At 52.0% G+C, this 19996-nt stretch carries 17 protein-coding genes; 12 read left to right on the top strand and 5 right to left on the bottom strand.

Features of this window, described 5'->3' with window-relative positions; genetic code table 11:
- The first annotated feature begins 78 nt into the window (after positions 1-78).
- From trmL to AACH41_RS11915, 4 genes are all read left to right on the top strand, one after another.
- Positions 79-543, top strand: a complete 465-nt coding sequence (gene trmL / locus AACH41_RS11900) for a tRNA (uridine(34)/cytosine(34)/5-carboxymethylaminomethyluridine(34)-2'-O)-methyltransferase TrmL (protein WP_194748681.1) — start codon at positions 79-81, stop codon at positions 541-543.
- A gap of 245 nt (positions 544-788) precedes the next feature.
- Positions 789-2969: a DNA helicase II gene (uvrD, locus tag AACH41_RS11905; RefSeq protein WP_338655327.1), complete on the top strand. Its 2181-nt coding sequence runs from the start codon at positions 789-791 to the stop codon at positions 2967-2969.
- Between the two features lie 13 nt (positions 2970-2982).
- Positions 2983-4764, top strand: a complete 1782-nt coding sequence (locus tag AACH41_RS11910) for a Wzy polymerase domain-containing protein (protein ID WP_338655329.1) — start codon at positions 2983-2985, stop codon at positions 4762-4764.
- Positions 4765-4848: 84 nt separating this feature from the next.
- The gene (locus AACH41_RS11915) at positions 4849-6618 is read left to right on the top strand and encodes a GGDEF domain-containing protein (protein ID WP_194748683.1); all 1770 of its coding nucleotides are present in this window, start codon (positions 4849-4851) and stop codon (positions 6616-6618) included.
- A 19-nt stretch (positions 6619-6637) separates the two neighbouring features.
- On the opposite strand, the gene AACH41_RS11920 is transcribed toward AACH41_RS11915, so the two are convergent.
- The 4 genes from AACH41_RS11920 to AACH41_RS11935 form a co-directional block, all read right to left on the bottom strand.
- Positions 6638-7435 (bottom strand): BPSS1780 family membrane protein, encoded by a 798-nt coding sequence (locus AACH41_RS11920; protein ID WP_275356333.1) that lies wholly within the window; start codon positions 7433-7435, stop codon positions 6638-6640.
- A gap of 22 nt (positions 7436-7457) precedes the next feature.
- Positions 7458-8384 carry a homoserine kinase gene (locus AACH41_RS11925; protein ID WP_313985567.1) on the bottom strand — a complete coding sequence of 309 codons (927 nt, stop codon included), beginning with the start codon at positions 8382-8384 and terminating at the stop codon, positions 7458-7460.
- Between the two features lie 40 nt (positions 8385-8424).
- Positions 8425-8769, bottom strand: coding sequence for a DUF2782 domain-containing protein (locus AACH41_RS11930; protein ID WP_194748686.1), 345 nt, complete (start codon positions 8767-8769; stop codon positions 8425-8427).
- A 103-nt stretch (positions 8770-8872) separates the two neighbouring features.
- Complete coding sequence (locus tag AACH41_RS11935) at positions 8873-9598, bottom strand: TIGR00730 family Rossman fold protein (protein ID WP_194749104.1); 726 nt, start codon at positions 9596-9598, stop codon at positions 8873-8875.
- A 96-nt stretch (positions 9599-9694) separates the two neighbouring features.
- Between AACH41_RS11935 and polA the strand changes: the two genes are divergently transcribed.
- The 3 genes from polA (at position 9695) to AACH41_RS11950 (ending at position 13128) form a co-directional block, all read left to right on the top strand.
- A complete protein-coding gene (gene polA / locus AACH41_RS11940; protein WP_338655334.1) occupies positions 9695-12460 on the top strand; it encodes a DNA polymerase I in 2766 nt (921 codons plus the stop codon).
- Positions 12461-12518: 58 nt separating this feature from the next.
- Entirely contained in the window at positions 12519-12737 is a 219-nt protein-coding gene (locus AACH41_RS11945; RefSeq protein WP_228518837.1) for a hypothetical protein, read from the top strand.
- A gap of 151 nt (positions 12738-12888) precedes the next feature.
- Complete coding sequence (locus tag AACH41_RS11950; RefSeq protein ID WP_194748688.1) at positions 12889-13128, top strand: GlsB/YeaQ/YmgE family stress response membrane protein; 240 nt, start codon at positions 12889-12891, stop codon at positions 13126-13128.
- 29 nt (positions 13129-13157) lie between these two features.
- Here AACH41_RS11950 and AACH41_RS11955 read toward each other — a convergent pair whose 3' ends face one another.
- A complete protein-coding gene (locus tag AACH41_RS11955; RefSeq protein ID WP_338655337.1) occupies positions 13158-14831 on the bottom strand; it encodes an MHYT domain-containing protein in 1674 nt (557 codons plus the stop codon).
- A 212-nt stretch (positions 14832-15043) separates the two neighbouring features.
- Between AACH41_RS11955 and AACH41_RS11960 the strand changes: the two genes are divergently transcribed.
- The 5 genes from AACH41_RS11960 (at position 15044) to AACH41_RS11980 (ending at position 19983) form a co-directional block, all read left to right on the top strand.
- Positions 15044-15784, top strand: coding sequence for a molybdopterin-binding protein (locus AACH41_RS11960; protein WP_338655338.1), 741 nt, complete (start codon positions 15044-15046; stop codon positions 15782-15784).
- A 6-nt stretch (positions 15785-15790) separates the two neighbouring features.
- Complete coding sequence (locus tag AACH41_RS11965; protein ID WP_338655340.1) at positions 15791-16048, top strand: YkgJ family cysteine cluster protein; 258 nt, start codon at positions 15791-15793, stop codon at positions 16046-16048.
- A 72-nt stretch (positions 16049-16120) separates the two neighbouring features.
- On the top strand, positions 16121-17962 hold the full coding sequence (locus AACH41_RS11970) for a class I SAM-dependent DNA methyltransferase (RefSeq protein ID WP_338655342.1): 1842 nt from the start codon (positions 16121-16123) through the stop codon (positions 17960-17962).
- 17 nt (positions 17963-17979) lie between these two features.
- Positions 17980-19299, top strand: coding sequence for a restriction endonuclease subunit S (locus AACH41_RS11975; RefSeq protein WP_338655344.1), 1320 nt, complete (start codon positions 17980-17982; stop codon positions 19297-19299).
- A 141-nt stretch (positions 19300-19440) separates the two neighbouring features.
- On the top strand, positions 19441-19983 hold the full coding sequence (locus tag AACH41_RS11980; protein WP_338655345.1) for a hypothetical protein: 543 nt from the start codon (positions 19441-19443) through the stop codon (positions 19981-19983).
- The last annotated feature ends 13 nt before the right edge of the window (positions 19984-19996 follow it).

Genomic DNA, 19996 nt, shown 5'->3' on the forward strand with positions numbered 1-19996 from the left:
ATTATTTATCTTGAGATACTTTCTCGACTATCATATCACCGTCATACTATCCTTGCGTAAGCAAACAAGCAGCCAAACATGTTTCATATCGTGCTTTTCGAACCCGAAATCCCGCCCAATACAGGCAACATTATCCGTCTCTGTGCCAATGCAGGTGCCAGGCTACATCTGGTCAAACCACTGGGTTTTGAACTTTCAGATAAACAGTTAAAGCGGGCTGGACTGGACTACCATGAATATGCAGCGTTGACCGTGTATGAAAACTGGGCGGAATGCCAGCAAGCGCTGCATGGAAAACGCATGTTTGCCTTGACCACCAAAGGCAGCACGCGCCACAGCGATTTGCAGTTTAAAGACGAGGATGTATTTGTGTTTGGACCAGAGTCACGTGGCTTGCCAGAAGAAATTCGCGCCCAATTTGCAGCAGAGCATCGTGTCAGATTGCCAATGTTGCCGCATAGCCGTAGCCTGAATTTATCCAACTCAGCCGCAATTTTGCTGTATGAAGCCTGGCGACAAGTCGGGTTTACCGGTGGTGTTTAAAATCACCTTCTAAAACCTATAGACAAAAAAAGCCCCGATTAAGGGGTAAATCGGGGCAATAGGCCTCATCGTAAAGGCTTCCGCTCAGGGAGGAAAGAAGCGGAAAGATGATTCATCATCATCGTGCAAGTATGAGTGTGAGAGGTTTTAAAAAGTTCCAGAAAAATGTTGAGTGCAACGATTTGCCGACTACAAGCGCATGCTTAGACTGCGCCTGAAACGCTGCATCATGCGATAATAACGGCATGTATTCTGAAAATAATCTGTTACAGGGCCTGAATGATAAACAACTGCAAGCGGTCACCCTGCCGCATGTCTCGGCACTCATTCTAGCCGGGGCCGGCAGTGGCAAAACCCGCGTGCTCACCACGCGGATTGCCTGGTTGATCCAAACCGGGCAAACCTCCCCCATGGGCCTGATGGCAGTGACGTTTACCAACAAAGCTGCCAAGGAAATGCTGACCCGCCTCACCAGCATGTTGCCGATCAATACACGCGGCATGTGGGCAGGCACCTTTCACGGCTTGTGTAACCGTATGTTGCGCGCGCATTACCGTGAAGCGGGCTTACCTAATACCTTTCAGATTTTAGATACCGCCGACCAGCTTTCTGCCATCAAGCGCGTGATGAAACTGATGAATGTGGATGATGAAAAATATCCACCCAAGCAGGTGATGGGCTATATCAATAGCTGCAAAGAGGAAGGCCTGCGTGCGGATAGCGTCGATGCTTACGACGGCCATAGCCAGAAATTGCGCGAAATTTATGCGGCCTATGATCAGCAATGTAACCGGGAAGGCGTGGCCGATTTTGCCGAGTTATTATTGCGTTGCTACGAGCTGCTTGAGCGCGAACCGCACATCCGTGCGCATTATCAGCAACGCTTTCAATATATCCTGGTCGATGAGTTTCAGGACACCAACCGTCTGCAATACCTGTGGCTAAAACTGTTAGGCGGCGCACATAACAGTATTTTTGCCGTCGGGGATGACGACCAGAGCATTTACGCATTCCGTGGCGCACGCGTCGGCAATATGAATGACTTCCAGCGCGATTTCAACGTACAAAATATCGTCAAGCTCGAAGAAAACTACCGCTCGCACAGCAACATCCTCGATGCCGCCAACGCCATCATTGCCAACAACCGCAACCGTTTGGGTAAAAACCTGTGGACCTCGGCGGGTAAAGGCGAGCCGATTCGCATTTATGAGGCTTACAACGATACCGACGAAGCGCAGTTTATTCTAGATGAAGTGAATATGCTGCAAAAAGAAGGCGTACCCTTGGGCGAGATGGCCCTACTCTACCGCAGCAATGCGCAGTCCCGCATTCTCGAACATACCCTGTTTTCGGCCAACATCCCTTACCGCGTGTATGGCGGTCTGCGCTTTTTCGAGCGGGCTGAAATCAAACACGCTTTGGCCTACATGCGGCTGATTGCCAACGCCAACGACGACACGGCCTTGTTGCGTATTATTAACTTCCCGCCCCGCGGCATCGGTGCGCGTGGACTGGAGCAACTGCAAGAAGCTGCGCGCCAAAATGAATGCAGCTTATGGCAGGCCGCCACCAACAAAGTGGGTGAAGGCAAGCTAGGCAGCAAAGGCTTAGATGGCTTTGTCGCCTTGATCCGGCAAATTGTTGACCAAGGCTACGGCATCACGCTGGGTGAAATGGCAGAAATGGTCATCAACCTGAGTGGCCTGATGGCGCACTACCAAAACGACAAAGAAGGCGAAGACCGCATTGAAAACTTGCAAGAGCTGGTGACGGCTGCGGTCGCCTTTAGCAAGCAGGACTTGGGTAACCATCACAACATGGAGGAAGATGCCGACCTGCTGACCCAGTTTTTGAACCATGCCAGCCTAGAAGCAGGCGACCATCAGGCCGACGTTGGTCATGAGGCCCTGCAACTGATGACCGTGCATGCCGCCAAAGGTCTGGAGTTTCAGAGTGTGTTTATCAGCGGCGTCGAAGAAGGCCTGTTCCCACACGAGCAGGCCGCCTATGAAAATGGTGGCCTTGAGGAAGAGCGGCGGCTTATGTACGTCGCCGTCACGCGCGCGCGCCAGCGCTTGTATATGACATATGCGCAAAGCCGCATGCTACATGGACAAGTTCGCTACGGCATCCCTTCACGCTTTGTCGATGAAATCCCTGCCGAACTCACCAAACGCCTCAATAGCAAACCAGCTGCCAAACCTTATGCGGCAGGCGGTCAATACACCATGCCAGCTGCACAACCGGCAAGCACCCAGTCCAACTATCCGTTCAAGATTGGTCAAAGTGTGCGCCACAGCAAATTTGGCGAAGGGGTTGTGGTTAGCTATGAGGGGAACGCCAGCGATCTGGCGGTGAAAGTGAATTTTGGCAGCACCGGATTAAAAACACTGATGCTCGAATACGCCAAGCTGGAAAAGATCTAGCCAGACCAAACCATTGAAAACCTATGCAGAAAAATTGGGTGGCTCAAAAATGAGTCTTTATCTGATAGGTGGCATGTTTTGTCTGCCATTCGTCATTGCCTACCACGACGTCCCAATCCCGAACTTCTACAATGAGTGGATCGCCGGGCTGCTTGGATTACTGGCACTTTGGCCCTTGATCACCAAGCCGTTCTGGCAATCGCCCACGCTTCCCAGATCAAGCTTCATCTTTTTAGTACTCCTGCTACTCACTTACTTACAAGCCATGCTGACTGGGGCTACTGCCCCCCATTTGCCTTTGATTCAAGGGTACTTGATCTGGGGCTTTTTGCTTACAACGCTGGGGTATCAATTGCGCCAACAGCATGGCTGGGAAGCTGTTTCCATTGTGCTTGCTTGGTCACTACTCATCGGCAGTGCAATCAATGGGTTATTTGTTGTAATGCAACTTTTACAGCACAGCGGCATCGTCCTTCCTATCCCAAGGCTGGAAAGCTACGGCATGTTGGCACAACGCAATCACTTTGCAAATTTCATCAGCCTTGGCATCGTGTCATTAATGTATTTACATGCCAAACGCGCAATCCAGAATCGATGGACTGTCATTAGCCTGGCGATGGCTTTAGTAATGCTGTCTTTTTCTGGCTCGCGCAGTGCAATGCTTTATTTGGGCGCGATTGCATTGCTGTGCGGGTTGTTGCATTTAACCTTGCAGTATCAAAAACGCTCAATTCAAACCACCGAGCGTCTACTCAAGATCAGCCTCATGTTACTGCCCAGTTTTCTCATGCTTCAATTAGCAATGAATGCCTGGCTTCCTGAGACCTTTATCCAGACCCCTCTTACGCGTGCCATGGACGGGATCAGCAACCCTTCAGCCTCGTTACGCCTGCAGTTCTGGCAAACCAGCCTGGCTTTGTTTAGTCAGTCTCCCCTACTAGGCATGGGCGTTGGGCAAATGCGCTGGCAAACTTATCTTCTGGCCGCGACCCCCAGCATAAACCCATCCCATATGTTCTTTGAGCATGCCCACAACCTGTTTTTAAACCTGATGGCAGAAATGGGCCTACTTGGCTTACTCACGGCATTGGGCGGATTATTGTTATGGGCAAGGGCATTTTTCAGGCACCATGTCACGACAGTGGAAACCTGGTGGTTGCTTGGGTGCCTGGGCATCATTTTCATACACAGCATGGTTGAATATCCTTTGTGGTATAGCTACTTTCTTGGGATCTTCGCTTTTTTGCTCGGAATGGGGGAAGCCTCAACAGTTACCCTCGCCAATTTTTCTCAATCCGCCCGTAAGTTATTAAGGCTATCACTGGCAGGCGTATTAGTGTATGGCCTCTGGCAACTGGCCTTCATGCAGATCGGCTATCAAAAACTTGAAAAACAAATTCTGTTTGCCAGCCAGCCAGAAATGTCGCTTGCTCAAAAGCAAGACTTTGTGAATGAGATGCTTTGGGTCAATCAAAATACACTGCTTGCTCCTTATGCTGAGCTGGTGTTGGCCACCTATTTAGCCCCCAATCCAACTCAAGCAGAGCTTCAACGATCGATCGCAGAAAACGCGATTCGCTTCATTCCGCTGCGAAGACCATGTTTACATTTCATTCTATTGCTGGAGCTACTTGAAAAACATGATCAAGCCAGCGCGCACTTGAGACGTCTGCTCAGCGTTACAAATGGAAACCTGGAGCAGGACATACAACAGCTGCCGAATCAAGAAGCACGGATACTGAGGGAGATGGTGATCCAGCAAAAAAGCGCTGACGCCACTGCCACGGCGCCCTAACAACATTCAGATAGTCATAAATATTTCATCCAATCTTGACATTTCCTTGATCAAGAATCTTCACGCTTCGTCGATACTGCTAGCATGATTTATGCTGCCCCCAATACCGAAATTGAAGCCATCCTGGCACAGAGAAACCTGTTGCCCTTGTTTCAGCCCATTATTGATATCAAGCAAGCGCAGGTGTTTGCGCATGAGGCGCTGATTCGCGGACCACTGGAGTCCAAACTACATGCGCCGATTGCCTTGCTCAATGCAGCCAAGTTATGTGGGCGGGATATCGAGATGGAGTCTATCGCGCGCGATGTGATTTTTGAAGAATATCGCCGGGCGAACCATGCCATGCCACTGTTTGTAAACTTTAGCCCGGATGCCTTGCTGCACAGCGAAAGTGACTGGTCATTAAGCTTGGCGCAGCTGGAGAACTATCAGCTTGCAGCCAGCGATATTGTTATCGAAATCACCGAGAGTTCCACCATACGCGATTACGCCGAACTCAAAGAGGCGGTCACCAAACTCAAGGCACTCGGGTTTAAAATCGCGCTCGATGATCTGGGTGAAGGGACTTCAAGTTTGCGTTTGTGGTCTGAGCTGTCACCGCACTATGTCAAAATCGACAAGCATTTTATTGCCAACATCCACAACGATCCGATCAAGCTGGAATTTGTCCGCGGCATTCAGAAAATTGCGCTGGAGTCTAACACGCTGACGATAGCCGAAGGCATAGAAACCAAAGAAGAACTGGCGGTCATCAAAGACTTGAAAATAGACTATGCCCAGGGCTACCTGCTGGGCCGTCCGTTCCCAAAATTTCAGGCGACTTTGTCCGAGGAAGTGAGCACCCTGCTCAACAAAAACATTATTCGTTTATTTGCGGACCAGCAAACCATGGTCTCCAAACAAGCGACCGTGTCCGGGCTCACCAGCTATCAAGTGGCGGCGCTACCTGAAATGACCAATGAAGAAGTCTATGACTGGTTTCATCATGACAACAATCTCAACTCTATCCCGGTCACCGACCATAAAGGCAAGCCGCTGGGGCTGATCAGCCGTTATGACACCATAGACCGCTTTGCGCGGCGTTACCAAAAAGAATTACATGGCAAGAAATCCTGCACCACATTTATGGATACGCAATGCCTCATCATCCAAAAGGACATGCACATCCTGGCTTTGAGCGAGCTGATCCTGCAAGCCGATCCCAAGTATTTACTGAACGGCTTTATTATTGTCGACGGCGAGCGTTATGTGGGCATGGGCAGTGGTCACGCGCTATTGCGCGAAGTGACCAACATGCAGATTCATGCCGCACGTTATGCCAACCCCCTCACCCTGCTCCCGGGCAATGTGCCAATTAATGCCCATATCGACAAGCTGCTGGAACGGCGCATAGCGTTTGTCGCCTGTTATTGTGACCTTGATCATTTCAAGCCATTTAACGATGCCTATGGTTATCGCCGCGGCGACGAGGTGATACAGTTTGTCGGGCGCATGCTGAGCAGCATGGTGAACCATGAGCATGACTTTGTCGGCCATATCGGCGGTGACGACTTTGTGATTGTGTTTCAGAGTGAAGACTGGGAACGGATATGCCGCGACATTCTGGACACGGTGGCGAAGGTCATGCCAGACTTTTATGACCTCAAGGATGTGCAGTCAGGTGGCATTCATATTGAAGACCGCTTGGGCAATGAACACTTTTTCCCGTTTGGCAGCTTATCCATTGGCGCAGTGAGAGTTAGCGCCGAGTTTTTTGCCAGCCATCATGAAGTGGCTGGCGCCATGAGTCATGCCAAAAAGCAAGCCAAAAAGATTGTCGGTAACAGCCTGTTTACCGAGCGCCGCAAGCGATAACGTTGCAAGCAGCAAGCCATTAAACGCTGGCCTCGACTTGTGGTGCGGCCCTGAAGGCATCTTTGTAGCTGATATATTGAAAGGCAAACATCAGCGCATTGATGACCAGCAAGGCAATAAATACCAGCAGCGGCATCAGCAGCTGCGTGACCGTTGGAATCAGCACGCCTAAAATGCCAATCACCAGCCCCAGTCCCAGCATTACCACCAGCATGCCCAGCATCATGACTAGCCAGGCTACGCCCATGGGCACGGTATATTGCAGCATGCCGGCGATACTGGATTTGATCGCTTTCACCAGCGGATAACCATTGAGGGCAATCAGCATGGGGGAAAACCAGGTGGCAATAAACAAAGGCAAGAGCAATAACAACAACTTCACAATAAATGACAACGCATTTTCAAGAAACTTGGTCATATGTGAATCACTCATGCCGGCTTTGGTCGGCGCATGCGAAATGAGCGAAGCAAGTTCGCTGCTGAGCAGATAAGTCGCCAACACGGCATAAATCAGGCAGCTAGCGCCCAACAGCAACAAAGGTTTCAGATGCAGCTTGAGATGTTGCCAGGCGTCACCGGGCGACATTTCACCGTGCATATCCACCTGACGGTAGAGCATCACAATCCAGGCCATGCAGACGGGCCAGATCACCACACTCACCATGCCTAGAAACCCCAGCAATGGCAAGGATGGCAACACCATAAAAATGAAGATGTAGGCCAGCGAGCACAACATCCAGATATGTGGTTGCGTTTTAAATAAAGCCAGGCTTTCTTTGACCCAGCGAATCCCGCGCTGGCTGTTTGTTTCTGTCATGTGACTCCCTTTTATAGCGCGACTAAGTAAGCGCTTGACGATTCAGCAATACCCGCTCGAAATGAGCCGGGTCTTTGGCATGGGTCAATTCCCCCGCCACAGGATAGTAAAAATCATACAGGCGCGATAGCCAAAAGCGCAAGGCAGCGCGGCGCAACAAGGCCGGCCAGAAGGATTTTTCTTCTGCAGTGAACGGGCGAACCGCGTGATAGGCATTCATGAACACGGCCAGCTTGTCATCGACAAACGCACCGTTGGCGTCTACGCACCACTCATTCACCGCAATGGCCACATCGTAGGCCAGTACATCATGGCAGGCATAGTAAAAATCAATAAAGCCGCCCAACACATTGCCGTCAAACAACACGTTATCGCGGAACAAATCGCCGTGTATCACACCATGTGGCAGACCAGACAAATCCAGGCCATGCTGAAACTGCAATTCCTCTTGCAACAAATGCTGCTGTACGGGTGCAAGCTTGGGCATCACCTGCTGCGCTGTCATCACGCGCCAGCCCTGACCGCGCTGATTGTGTGATTGCTCATGAAACGCCATACCCGCCAGATGCATACGCGCAAGCGTCTGTGCCACGGCTTCAATCTGGGTCAGGTTAGGCTGACTGACATCACTGCCACGCAAGCAGCTCACCATCAGGGCAGGTTTGCCATGAATCCGGTGCAAGGCCACGCCGTCTTTATCGACAATCGGGCTTGGGCATTGAATGCCGTGCTGCGATAAATGCGTCATTAAGTGCACAAAATAAGGCAGCTCGTCAAAATCATTTTTCTCAAACACAGTCAGCACAAAGCGTGACTCGCTGGTTTCGACAAAATAATTGGTATTGGTAATGCCAGCCGCAATGCCGCGCAAAGTTTGCAGCTCGCCAACATTAAAAGGCGCCAACCATAGGCGCACTTCATCCAGACTCAGAGTGGTAAAAACAGACATGTGGGTGACAACCCTACCCTTACGGGCAGGTCAAAAACATTTAGAAGCGGAAAAGAATCCATTTGGGCACGGACACCGGGCGAGAAGGACCATCATGCACCCACTCACCATTACGGTCTTCCCGGTGCAGGTAGTAAGACTTGCCGCTCGGCGGTGTCACTTTCACCATATAGACCTCACCATTGAGGCTATATTCCTCAACCTCGTTATCACCATCCTTGCGCTTGGAGATGGTCGGCTGGTCTATGGGTTGTCCTTCAATGACTTTGGGCGGAGAGGGAATGTCATCCAGCAACTCGGCATCTTTGGGGGCCGCAGCACTAGCCAGCATGGAAAAACTCGCAAGGCACAGTGTGGCCAGCATAAAACGGGAAACATTACGCATGGAAGACTCCTTAGTCAGTGATCGCTATTCTAGCAAAAAGCCGTGCCGTGGCGGACATCCAGCGCTGAATAAACTTTAAATATCCTGGCTTTGCGCGCAGCGATTACAGGTACAACTGCATCTTGCGCTCCGCTGGCGTCAATTCGAAGCCAGTGGTTTCATAATGTTTGAAAATCGCGTCCACGATCTGTTGCGGCTCATCAATCACTTGCACCAGATGCATATCGGTCGGCGAAGCCATGCCTTCTGCCACCAGCGTATTGCGCAACCAGTCTATCAAGCCTGCCCAAAACTGGCTGCCGACCAGAATAATCGGAATCTTGCGGCTTTTGCCCGTTTGCACCAGCGTGATCGCTTCCATCAGTTCATCCAGCGTGCCAAAGCCGCCCGGCATGACGACAAATGCGCTGGCATATTTAACGAACATCACCTTGCGCATAAAAAAGTATTTAAAACTGATGCCGATATCCTGATAGGGATTACCGTGCTGCTCGAAAGGCAACTTGATATTCAGCCCGACACTGGCGCCACGGCCTGGAAAAGCACCTTTATTGGCCGCCTCCATAATGCCTGGCCCGCCGCCAGAAATCACACTAAAGCCGGAGTCTGATAATAGTCGGGCAATTTCTTCGGTGCGTTGATAATACGGATGGTCAGGCTTGGTACGAGCACTGCCAAAAATCGACACCGCGGGCGTAATCGCCTTGAGGTTTTCAGTGGCGCCGACAAACTCGGCCATGATTTCAAAGGCATGCCAGGATTCATGGCTGGCACTATCGCCATTGAGCAACTCAGGCTCGACCATGGTTGGCAGCTTGGGGGTGGTCATCATTCAGTCCTTCAACAATCAAAACCAAATTAGTGTACATGAAGTGGCTTTGAAATGCGTAAAATACGCCATTGATTTGACTCTTGAGAACACACGATGAAAACCCTGCTGCTGGTCGATGGCTCCAGTTATTTATACCGCGCGTTTCACGCCATGCCGGATTTACGCAACTCGGCCAACGAACCGGTCGGGGCGATTCAAGGCGTGCTGAATATGTTACGGCGCCTGCACAAGGACTATCCTTCTGACTATAGCGCCTGTGTGTTTGACGCCAAGGGCAAAACCTTCCGCGACGATCTCTATCCCGAATACAAGGCCAACCGCGCCAGCATGCCGGACGATTTGCGCGTGCAGATTGAACCGCTATACGAAACCATCCGCGCGATGGGCTGGCCGCTGATTATTGAAGAAGGCGTTGAAGCCGACGATGTGATTGGCGCACTGGCCAAGCAGGCCGAAAAAGAAGGTATCCGCACCATTATCTCGACTGGCGATAAAGACATCACGCAACTGGTAAATGAAAATATTACCGTGGTCAACACCATGCGTGATGCCTTCCGTAAAACCGATGATGTATTGGATATTGCCGGCGTAGAAAATAAATTTGGCATCCCGCCCAGCAAAATTATCGACTACCTGACATTGGTCGGTGACAGTGTAGACAATGTGCCTGGGGTCGAAAAAGTCGGCCCAAAAACGGCGGTCAAATGGCTGACAGAATATGGCTCTCTCGACAATATCATTGCCAATGCCGACAACATCAAAGGCGTGGTCGGCGAGAACTTGCGCAAAGCCCTACCCTGGTTACCCACGGCACGCGAATTGATCACCATCCGCTGTGATATCGGTATCCGTGAGCATTTTGATGAACTGATCCCCAAAGCCCCGGACAAGCCTGCACTACTCGCGCTGTTTGACCATTTTGAGTTCAGAAGCTTGAAGCGTGACTTAGACAAATTGCCAGACGGTGCCACAGCACCATTGATTGAAAATTCAGTCCTACCGACCGTCGAGGAGCTTAGCGGGCAAGCCGGTGGCGATTACTCGCCGGATACGCGACGGCTTTACCAGACCATTTTATCGGACAGTGAACTGGAACCGTGGCTCACCAAACTGGAACAAGCCGCCCTGCTTTGCTTTGACACTGAGACGACCTCACTGGACCCCATGCAAGCCAAAATTGTCGGCGTCTCGTTCAGCGTCACGCCGGGGGAAGCGGCTTACATCCCGCTCACCCATGATTACTTTGATGCGCCTCCACAACTGGCTTTGACGGCGACCCTGGCCAAACTCAAACCCATCCTTGAAAACCCGGACATTAAAAAAGTCGGCCAGAACCTTAAATACGATATGCATGTGCTGGCCAATCATGGCATCACGCTGCAAGGCATTGCGCACGACACCCTGTTGCAATCGTATGTGTTTGAGAGCCACAAAGGGCATGGCATGGATGAGCTCAGCGAGCGCCATCTGGGCATTGCCCCCATCAGCTACGAAAGCGTGGCGGGCAAAGGCGCAAAACAAGTGTCGTTCAGCCAGGTCACCGTCGAGGTGGCTGCCGAATATGCCGCGGAAGACGCCGACATCACGCTGCAACTGCATCAGGCCCTGTACCCGCAAGTGACAGTCTCGGACAAACTGCGCTTTATTTATGAGCAGGTGGAAATGCCCAGCATGCAAGTGTTGCAACGCATGGAGCGCAACGGCGTGTTGATCGACAGCCACATGCTCAACCGCCAGAGCAATGAAATTGGCCTGCGTTTGATGGAGATTGAAAAACAGGCGTATGAGCTGGCCGGACAACCGTTTAACCTGGGTTCGCCCAAGCAGTTGCAAGAAATCCTGTTTGGCAAACTGGGCATCAAACCCTTGAAAAAAACGCCTTCTGGCGCCCCCAGTACCGACGAAGATGTATTGCAGGAACTGGCGCTGGATTACCCGTTGCCCAAGGTAATCTTGGAGCACCGCAGCTTGGCCAAGCTGAAATCCACCTACACCGACAAGTTGCCGAAAATGATCAACGCGCAAACCGGGCGCGTGCATACCAACTACAACCAGGCGGTGGCGATTACCGGGCGATTGGCCAGCTCTGACCCCAACCTGCAAAATATTCCGGTGCGCACCGCCGAAGGCCGACGCATCCGCGAAGCTTTTATCGCCCCGCCCGGTAGCCAGATCATCTCGGCGGACTATTCGCAGATTGAGCTGCGCATCATGGCGCATCTCTCACAAGATGCCGGGATGCTGACGGCCTTTGCCAATAACGAAGACATCCATCGCGCCACGGCCGCAGAAATTTTTGGCGTGGACAAAGCCGCCGTAGACAACGAGCAGCGACGCTACGCCAAAGTGATTAACTTTGGCCTCATCTACGGCATGAGTGCGTTTGGCCTGGCGCAAAACCTCAATATCGAGCGCGGCGCGGCGGCCAATTACATTGAACGCTATTTTGCGCGTTACCCCGGTGTCAAAGCCTATATGGAAAACACGCGCGCACTGGCCAAGCAGCAAGGCTATGTCGAAACCTACTTCGGCAGACGCTTATGGGTGCCTGAAATCAACAGCGCTAACGTACAAAGAAGAAACGGCGCCGAACGCGCCGCCATTAATGCCCCCATGCAAGGCACGGCGGCCGACCTGATCAAACTGGCGATGATCGCCGTCGACCAATGGCTGACCGAGCAAAAACTGCAGACCAAACTCATCATGCAGGTGCACGATGAACTGGTGCTGGAAGTGCCTGAACATGAACTGGCATTAGTCAAACAGACCTTGCCCGTGCTCATGCAAGAAGTGGCAACCTTATCAGTGCCGTTACTAGCCGAGGTCGGCGTAGGCAACAATTGGGAGAGCGCCCACTAGACAGTCGCCTGACTTACGGTCAATATGAGCCTATCTTTTTTAACTGTGGAGCTTGGGCATGAAATCATTAGCGATGGTAGGCATTATATTGATTGCAGTCGGCGCAGCTGGTCTGATTTTCAAAGGGTTTAGTTACGAGAGCAAAGAGACCGTGGCAAAAATCGGCTCTTTAGAGGCTAATGCAGAGATCACCAAAGAGGTGGAAGTCCCGCAAGCGCTTAGCCTGATTGTGATTGCGGCGGGGGCAGCCTTGTTAATCATCGGTCTAAAAAAATAAATCCTCAAGTCAGGGTAGGCGCGGCGCTATCTGGTCGTTTGCAGTGAGTGAGTCAGCTGAATCTGACAGGTTTTTCCTAGATGGGCTGACAGATGACAGGCGCAACTGTGCTTAGCATAGAGCTTCATCATAACAACAGGGGAGTACACACATGCTTTGGACAATTGTTGTAGGGATTATCGCGGGCTGGTTGGCAGGCTTGATCATGAAAGGCGATGGCTTTGGGCTGATTTGGGATTTGGTGCTTGGTATTGCCGGTGCAGTGGTCGGCGGCTGGCTGTTTGGCCTGCTGGGCTTGAGTGCCAGTGGCGGCATGATAGGCAGCATTATCGTCGCCACTATCGGTGCCGTCTTCCTGATTTTTATTTCCCGCCTGCTCAGGTCGGCATAAAGCAGCATTCACCCTTACTGCAGTACAGCCTAGCTGGAAAAGATGACTTTTCCAGCTTCGCCTTTTTTGGCCTGATACATCGCATTATCCGCCTTCTGCAGTAAGGCTTCGATGTCGTCGGCCGTTTTAGGCCAATCATAAGCAATACCGATACTACAGCCTACCGCGATCTCCTGACCTGATTGCAATTTGATGGGCTGACTGATGCTTTCGACCAGCTTGCCTGCAACCATGCGGGCCAGCTCTTCCGGCTGGGAGGCAAAGGTCAGCAGAATCACGAACTCATCCCCGCCAAAACGACACACCATATCTTCTTCGCGCAACACATCAGGTAATCGTTGTGCGATGGCCATCAACACTTCATCACCCACAGGATGACCATGGGTATCGTTGACAGCTTTAAACCCATCAAGATCTACAAATAATAAAATAATGCCCCGTTGCGGCTGACTGCTTTGAAGCTGGCTGACAATGCCATGCATCATACTGAGCATGCCGCGCCGGTTGAACAAGCCGGTCAGCGGATCTTCGGTCAACAGTTTCTCTAGGGCGTTTTGCTGCTGGCGAAATACGGTTAAATCCATCAAAAAGCTGATACAAAAATCCAGCTCATCTTCAATCACACGGGTCAGTGCAATCCGCAATGGAATTTCGCGCCCATCCGCATGTATCCCGTGACGCTCAGCGACCACTTTTCCAGCCTGGTCATGTTGCCTGCGTTTGCGCGAGAGCGTGCTGAGCTGCTTCCAGTCGGGGATCATTTTGCCAAGCGAACGGCCCACGATTGCCTGCAACTGAACGCCAAACATCGCCTCAAAAGCGCGATTCACCATCTGGATATGCCCCTTGGCATCCGTAATCACAATGGCGTCTATCGCGTGCTGAAAGATCACGCGCATTTGATGCTCCCTGAACTGTAACTCGCGGGCCAATTGCCGCTGCCGACTAATCATGGTTTGCGCCAGAATAGCGCCTAGCAAGGTCACCAAGCCCATGGTGACCAGCAAGGACAAATACAGCCGGTCTACGGTGGGCACAGGCTCATCAAACTGTATGGGGCCACTAAAGCTGGCCGCAGCCATGCCCAGATAGTGCATGCTGGTAATGGCAGCCGCCATGACCAGACCACTGAACAAATGACGCCAGGGCCGCAGTCGCCGCAAACGGGTACAGCGTTGATGAAACCACAACGCCAGAATGGCTAGCATCACTGCTGAGAAGACGGACACCAGTACCAGCCATGGATTAAACGCCATGACAGCAGCCGTTTGCATGGCCAGCATACCGGTGTAATGCATCACCCCGATGCCCAAGCCGATCAAGGCGCCGCTAATGGTTAAATCGTAAGGAGATTTTCTTGCTTGCGCCACCCATTGCATGGATGCCCAGGAGGCAACAAATGCCGGCAACAAGGAGAGCAAGGTGATGACCAGCTCGTAACGCACCGTGGCACACAGCTCGAAAGCCAGCATGCCAATAAAATGCATGCCCCACACCGCGGCACCCATTGCCAGGCCACCGCCAAGCATGGTCAAGTGACGGTCGCGCTTAAGTTTGAATTGCTGGGAGACCTCGGCCAGATGGATGGCAATCACAGAGGCCGTGAGTGCGATCAGGTAGGACAAGGCGACCATCGAGGGTTCATAGCGAGATGAAAGGATGGTGTCTGCTGGACTCACAAAATCAAAGAGAAAACTGTTCAATGGATTTCTTTCGATAATGTACTGATCACTGACTGAAAAGCTGGCTAGGCCAGCACGCAATGGGTCAAAACCACATCAAAGCACTTGCACACTGACGCGCTCACCAGACCGCAAAAGTGCTGCCGCAATGGCTATGCTGTGAATTTTCAGCAATTGCTTGGTATTATGCTGCTGTTAAAACGCTCACTCAAAAGTAATTTACTCAATATAACATGCGCCAATTTGGGATTTATATCATCGGTGACGAGATCCTGTCCGGCAAGCGCCAGGATGCCCATCTCAGCAAGGTCATTGCGCTTCTGTCTGCCCGCGGCTTGCAACTGAGCTGGGCGCATTTTATCGGCGATATCCCCGAGCAAATCACGCAGTTACTCAAGGCCAGTATGGCGCGCGGCGAGATTGTGTTTAGCTTTGGCGGCATCGGCGCCACCCCGGATGACTACACCCGCCAATGTGCAGCCGCGGCTGCCGGGGTACCGATTGAGCGACATGCAGGCGCCGTTGCCAATATTGAAGCGCAATATGGGGAAGCGGCTTACCCTAAACGCGTACTCATGGCTGACTTTCCGCAAGGCTGTGAGCTCATCCCCAACCCGATTAACCGCGTCGCCGGATTCAGCATTCACGAGCATTACTTTGTACCCGGCTTTCCAGAAATGGCGCACCCGATGGTGGAATGGGTGCTGGAGACCTATTACAGTCACCTGTTTCATGGCCAGGACTATCTGGAGCAAGCCATTGTCGTCACTGAGGCAGGCGAAAGCGACTTGATTGACTTGATGAACAGCATACTGAGCCGTTATCCCATGCTCAAGTTGTTCAGCTTGCCGCGCACCAACCAGCGCCGCACCACGGAAGTTGGTCTCAAAGGCGAAAGTGCGTATGTGCTTGCAGCCATGCTGGAGCTGAAGGCTGGCGTGTCTGAATTAGGCTACCCCTGGGTAGATGTTTAATCCCGGATGGACTGCCGCCCTCACTGCGGAGCCTGCTGCATTGCCCCGTCTATCAACAGCCCGATTCCCGGCATGCCACAGGGCAAGCCCGCGGGTGTACCCTGCATACAGCTTGATGACCAGTTGCGATGCAAATTGTTTGGCAAGCCGGAGCGGCCGACGTTTTGCGGCGGCCTTAGTCCAAGCCTCGAAATGTGCGGAGAAACGCGTGAGCAGGCGATTGGCTGGCTAAGCTGGCTTGAAGCCGAAACGCAGCCAAGGTAAAGCAGTTTCAGCCCGCAGACTGATCAATGGTATATTGCAGCCATTCAAAAAATTATTCAGTCAGTAGCAAGCATGAACCATCAAGCACTATCTTCCTTTATCTGGTCGGTCGCCGACCTGCTTCGTGGCGACTACAGACAATCCGAATATGGCCGCGTGATCTTGCCTTTTACAGTATTGCGTCGCTTGGATTGCGTGCTAGAAGCGACCAAGCCTGCGGTACTGGCCGAGTTTGATGCCAAAACCAAGGCGGGCATTAATCCAGAGCCGTTTTTGTTACGCAAAGCCGGGCAAAGCTTTTACAACACCTCCCCGCTCGACCTGGTGAAATTGCTGGGTGACCAAGACCATATCCGCCAAAATCTTTACGCCTATGTGCAAGCCTTTTCACCAGCAGCACGCGATATTTTTGAGCGCTTTGATTTTTATACGCAAGTTGAGCGCCTGGCCAAGGCTAACCTGCTTTACCTGGTCACCGAAAAATTCGCCAATATCGACCTGCACCCAGAGGCGGTCGATAACGCCAGTATGGGCGGCGTGTTTGAAGAGCTGATTCGCAAGTTTGCTGAAATCTCCAACGAAACCGCCGGTGAGCACTTTACGCCGCGCGAAGTCATCCGCCTCATGGTCAACCTGATTTTTATTGAAGATGACCATGTGCTCACGCCCGGCAAGGCTGTCGTCCGTACCATTTATGACCCCACGGCGGGCACCGGCGGCATGCTCTCCACCGCAAGTGAGCACCTGCTCGCGCACAACCCGCAAGCGCGGCTTAACATGTTTGGGCAAGAACTCAACGACGAGTCTTACGCCATCTGCAAGGCCGATATGCTGATTAAAGGCCAGCCAGTAGAAAACATTGTGTCTGGTAACACGCTGAGTGAAGACGGCCACCTGCACACCAAGTTTGATTACATGCTCTCCAATCCGCCGTTTGGTGTGGAGTGGAAAAAGGTCGAAAAAGCCGTGCGGCAAGAGCACGAGCAAAAAGGCTTTGATGGCCGCTTTGGCCCTGGCCTGCCACGCGTGAGTGATGGCTCCATGCTGTTTCTCCTGCACCTACTCTCCAAAATGCGCCCGGCACAAGAAGGCGGCAGCCGTTTTGGCATCGTGCTTAACGGCTCGCCATTATTTACCGGCGGCGCAGGCAGTGGCGAGAGCGAAATTCGCCGTTATGTGCTTGAAAACGATCTGGTGGAAGCCATCATAGGCCTACCAACCGATATGTTTTACAACACCGGCATAGCCACTTATGTGTGGATACTCTCCAACAAAAAACCAGCTGCTAAAAAAGGCAAACTCCAGTTGATTGATGCCAGCAGCTACTGGCAAAAAATGCGCAAAAGCTTGGGCTCAAAACGCAAAGAGATGAGCGATGACCATATCGCCACCGTGACCAAACTATTCGGCGACTTTATTGAGGCCGAGCAAGTCAGCGTGTTTGACGCGCAAGGCAAGCTCGTTGGCGAGCCGCAGTTAGTCGCCACAGGCAGCGCGCTGCCCAAAGTACCAGAAGGTGGCAAACTCAAACGCGTACCCATCTCACGCATTTTCAAAAACCAGGACTTTGGCTACACCACAATCACCGTCGAGCGCCCACTCAAAGACGAGTCAGGCAACCCCATATTAGGCAGCAAAGGCAAACTCAAAGGCAAACCACAACCAGACAGCGCACTGCGTGATACCGAGAACGTACCGCTCAATGAAAATATCCAGGCCTACTTTAAACGCGAAGTGCTCCCCCATGCGCCCGATGCCTGGATAGACGAAGAAAAAAGCAAAGTCGGTTATGAAATCCCCTTTAACCGCCACTTTTACGTGTTTGAGCCGCCACGCAGCTTGCACGAGATTGATGAAGAACTGAAAGCAGTGTCGGCCAATATCATGAAGATGTTGGGGGAGTTGGCGGAATGAGTTTGCCGAGGTATACGGTGTACAAAGATAGTGGAATTGAATGGCTTAACACCATTCCTACTCATTGGACTATCACGCCTATAAAAGTACTTGGTCAGTTAAAGGGTGGCGCAGGCTTCCCTCATGACCAGCAAGGAGTTGACGACGAAGAGTTGGAATTTTTTAAAGTCAACTCGCTGGCTACGGCTAACAATGACGGCACTCTCACGCGAGCAGAAAACACCATCTCTCGCAGCACTGCAAAACAGCTCGGTGCATTTATTTTTCCTGCACATACAATCACGTTTGCAAAGGTTGGTGCTGCTCTCTTATTGGGTAGAGTGCGAGAAATCCCCAGTCCAGCGTGCATCGACAATAATATGATGGGGCTAGTGGTACGAGATGGAAATGATACAAAATTCGTCCGTTACGCAATGGAACTCGTATGCTTTGACCTAATTGCGAATCCTGGCGCAGTACCCTCACTAAACGAGGGGCAGATAGGCAATTTCAAGCTTGCTAAGCCACCACTCTGCGAGCAAACCGCCATAGTGGCCTTCCTCGACCGAGAAACAGCCAAAATCGACGCATTGATTGCCGAGCAGGAAAAGCTTATCGCCCTGCTGGCCGAAAAACGCCAGGCCACCATCTCCCACGCCGTCACCCGCGGCCTCAACCCCAACGCCCCGATGAAGGATTCCGGCGTGGCTTGGCTGGGTGAGGTGCCAGCACATTGGGAGGTGGTCGGTCTCACAAAATATATAGAGTCAGTAGTAGACTATCGAGGACGAACTCCGACCAAAGTAGATGCAGGCATCTTCCTCGTTACTGCGAAGAACATTCGAGACGGAGCCATCGACTATGAAGCATCTCAAGAATACATCGCGAAAAATGAGTATGAGGATGTGATGCGTAGAGGCCAGCCAGCTCTCGGCGATGTACTGTTCACAACGGAAGCTCCTTTAGGGCAAGTCGCATTAATTGACAGGGAAGACATTGCACTTGCGCAGCGCGTCATTAAATTCCGCGCCAACTCTAAGTATCTGCTAAATCAATATCTAAAATCCTGGATTATGGGAAGTGCATGTCAATTTAACTTAGAGTTGCTTGCCACTGGTTCAACTGCACTTGGTATAAAAGGAAGCAAGATTGGTCAAGTTCGCATCTGCCTCCCACCGTTAGAAGAGCAGACTCAGATAGTGTCCTATATCGATTTGGAAGTTTCACGAATTGCTTGCCTAAAAATAGAGGCTGACAAAGCCATCAATCTACTCAAGGAACGCCGCTCCGCCCTGATCACCGCTGCCGTCACTGGCCAGATCGATGTGCGCGGATTGGTTGAATCTCGACCAAATTAACCCAGCGGTTATATACGTTGCCTTTTCGGCAACAACCATTGCCAAACGCGCAACACACAAAACCACGTAGCACCGTAAAGCTTGCCAACCCTCTGTTTATATGCAATATTCGCAATTCGCGAATTACGAATATTGGCTTTCATGGAACTCAAACCTCAAGACTTGCTGGTGTTATTGAAAGTGGCGGCAAATCCGTCACAGCCATGGACCTATGCTGCGCTGGGTGAGGCCCTCTCAATGAGCGCCTCTGAGACGCATGCCAGCGTTAAGCGTGCCGTGGCTGCGGGCCTGGCAGTAGCGCCTGCACGCGGCAAATGGTCGCCAGTGCGCGCCAATTTGCTTGAGTTTATCTTACATGGTGTGCGCTATGTGTGGCCTGCCACGCCCGGACCAGTCAAGCGCGGTGTCCTCACTGCGTTTGGTGCCGAGCCACTGGCGAGCAAACTCTCGGTTACCGCCGGTGAAGCGCCCGTGTGGGCGCACCCAGCAGGCAATGCAAAAGGCCCTACCCTATCGCCGCTCTACCGCACCGCGCCTCACGCCGCGCTGGCTGATCCGGCGTTGCATCGCCTGCTTGCTTTGCTGGATGCACTACGCACCGGGCGGGCACGCGAACGTGCACTGGCCGCCGAGTTAATAGAGGCAGAACTGATGCAGTTGGGCAGCAGCAACGATGTGAGCTAATGATGCGGACTAA

Source organism: Methylophilus sp. DW102, from assembly GCF_037076555.1.
Classification (GTDB): Bacteria; Pseudomonadota; Gammaproteobacteria; order Burkholderiales; family Methylophilaceae; genus Methylophilus; species Methylophilus glucosoxydans.

What these genes read in the sequence shown, in the direction of transcription:
- AACH41_RS11980 (WP_338655345.1), top strand. Translation starts at nt 19,441, where the DNA reads ATGGAACTCAAACCTCAAGACTTGCTGGTGTTATTGAAAGTGGCGGCA.
- AACH41_RS11960 (WP_338655338.1), top strand. Translation starts at nt 15,044, where the DNA reads ATGCGCCAATTTGGGATTTATATCATCGGTGACGAGATCCTGTCCGGC.
- AACH41_RS11930 (WP_194748686.1), bottom strand. Translation starts at nt 8,769, where the DNA reads ATGCGTAATGTTTCCCGTTTTATGCTGGCCACACTGTGCCTTGCGAGT.
- AACH41_RS11945 (WP_228518837.1), top strand. Translation starts at nt 12,519, where the DNA reads ATGAAATCATTAGCGATGGTAGGCATTATATTGATTGCAGTCGGCGCA.
- AACH41_RS11935 (WP_194749104.1), bottom strand. Translation starts at nt 9,598, where the DNA reads ATGACCACCCCCAAGCTGCCAACCATGGTCGAGCCTGAGTTGCTCAAT.
- AACH41_RS11915 (WP_194748683.1), top strand. Translation starts at nt 4,849, where the DNA reads ATGATTTATGCTGCCCCCAATACCGAAATTGAAGCCATCCTGGCACAG.
- AACH41_RS11950 (WP_194748688.1), top strand. Translation starts at nt 12,889, where the DNA reads ATGCTTTGGACAATTGTTGTAGGGATTATCGCGGGCTGGTTGGCAGGC.
- AACH41_RS11970 (WP_338655342.1), top strand. Translation starts at nt 16,121, where the DNA reads ATGAACCATCAAGCACTATCTTCCTTTATCTGGTCGGTCGCCGACCTG.
- trmL (WP_194748681.1), top strand. Translation starts at nt 79, where the DNA reads ATGTTTCATATCGTGCTTTTCGAACCCGAAATCCCGCCCAATACAGGC.
- polA (WP_338655334.1), top strand. Translation starts at nt 9,695, where the DNA reads ATGAAAACCCTGCTGCTGGTCGATGGCTCCAGTTATTTATACCGCGCG.
- AACH41_RS11925 (WP_313985567.1), bottom strand. Translation starts at nt 8,384, where the DNA reads ATGTCTGTTTTTACCACTCTGAGTCTGGATGAAGTGCGCCTATGGTTG.
- AACH41_RS11965 (WP_338655340.1), top strand. Translation starts at nt 15,791, where the DNA reads ATGGACTGCCGCCCTCACTGCGGAGCCTGCTGCATTGCCCCGTCTATC.
- AACH41_RS11920 (WP_275356333.1), bottom strand. Translation starts at nt 7,435, where the DNA reads ATGACAGAAACAAACAGCCAGCGCGGGATTCGCTGGGTCAAAGAAAGC.
- uvrD (WP_338655327.1), top strand. Translation starts at nt 789, where the DNA reads ATGTATTCTGAAAATAATCTGTTACAGGGCCTGAATGATAAACAACTG.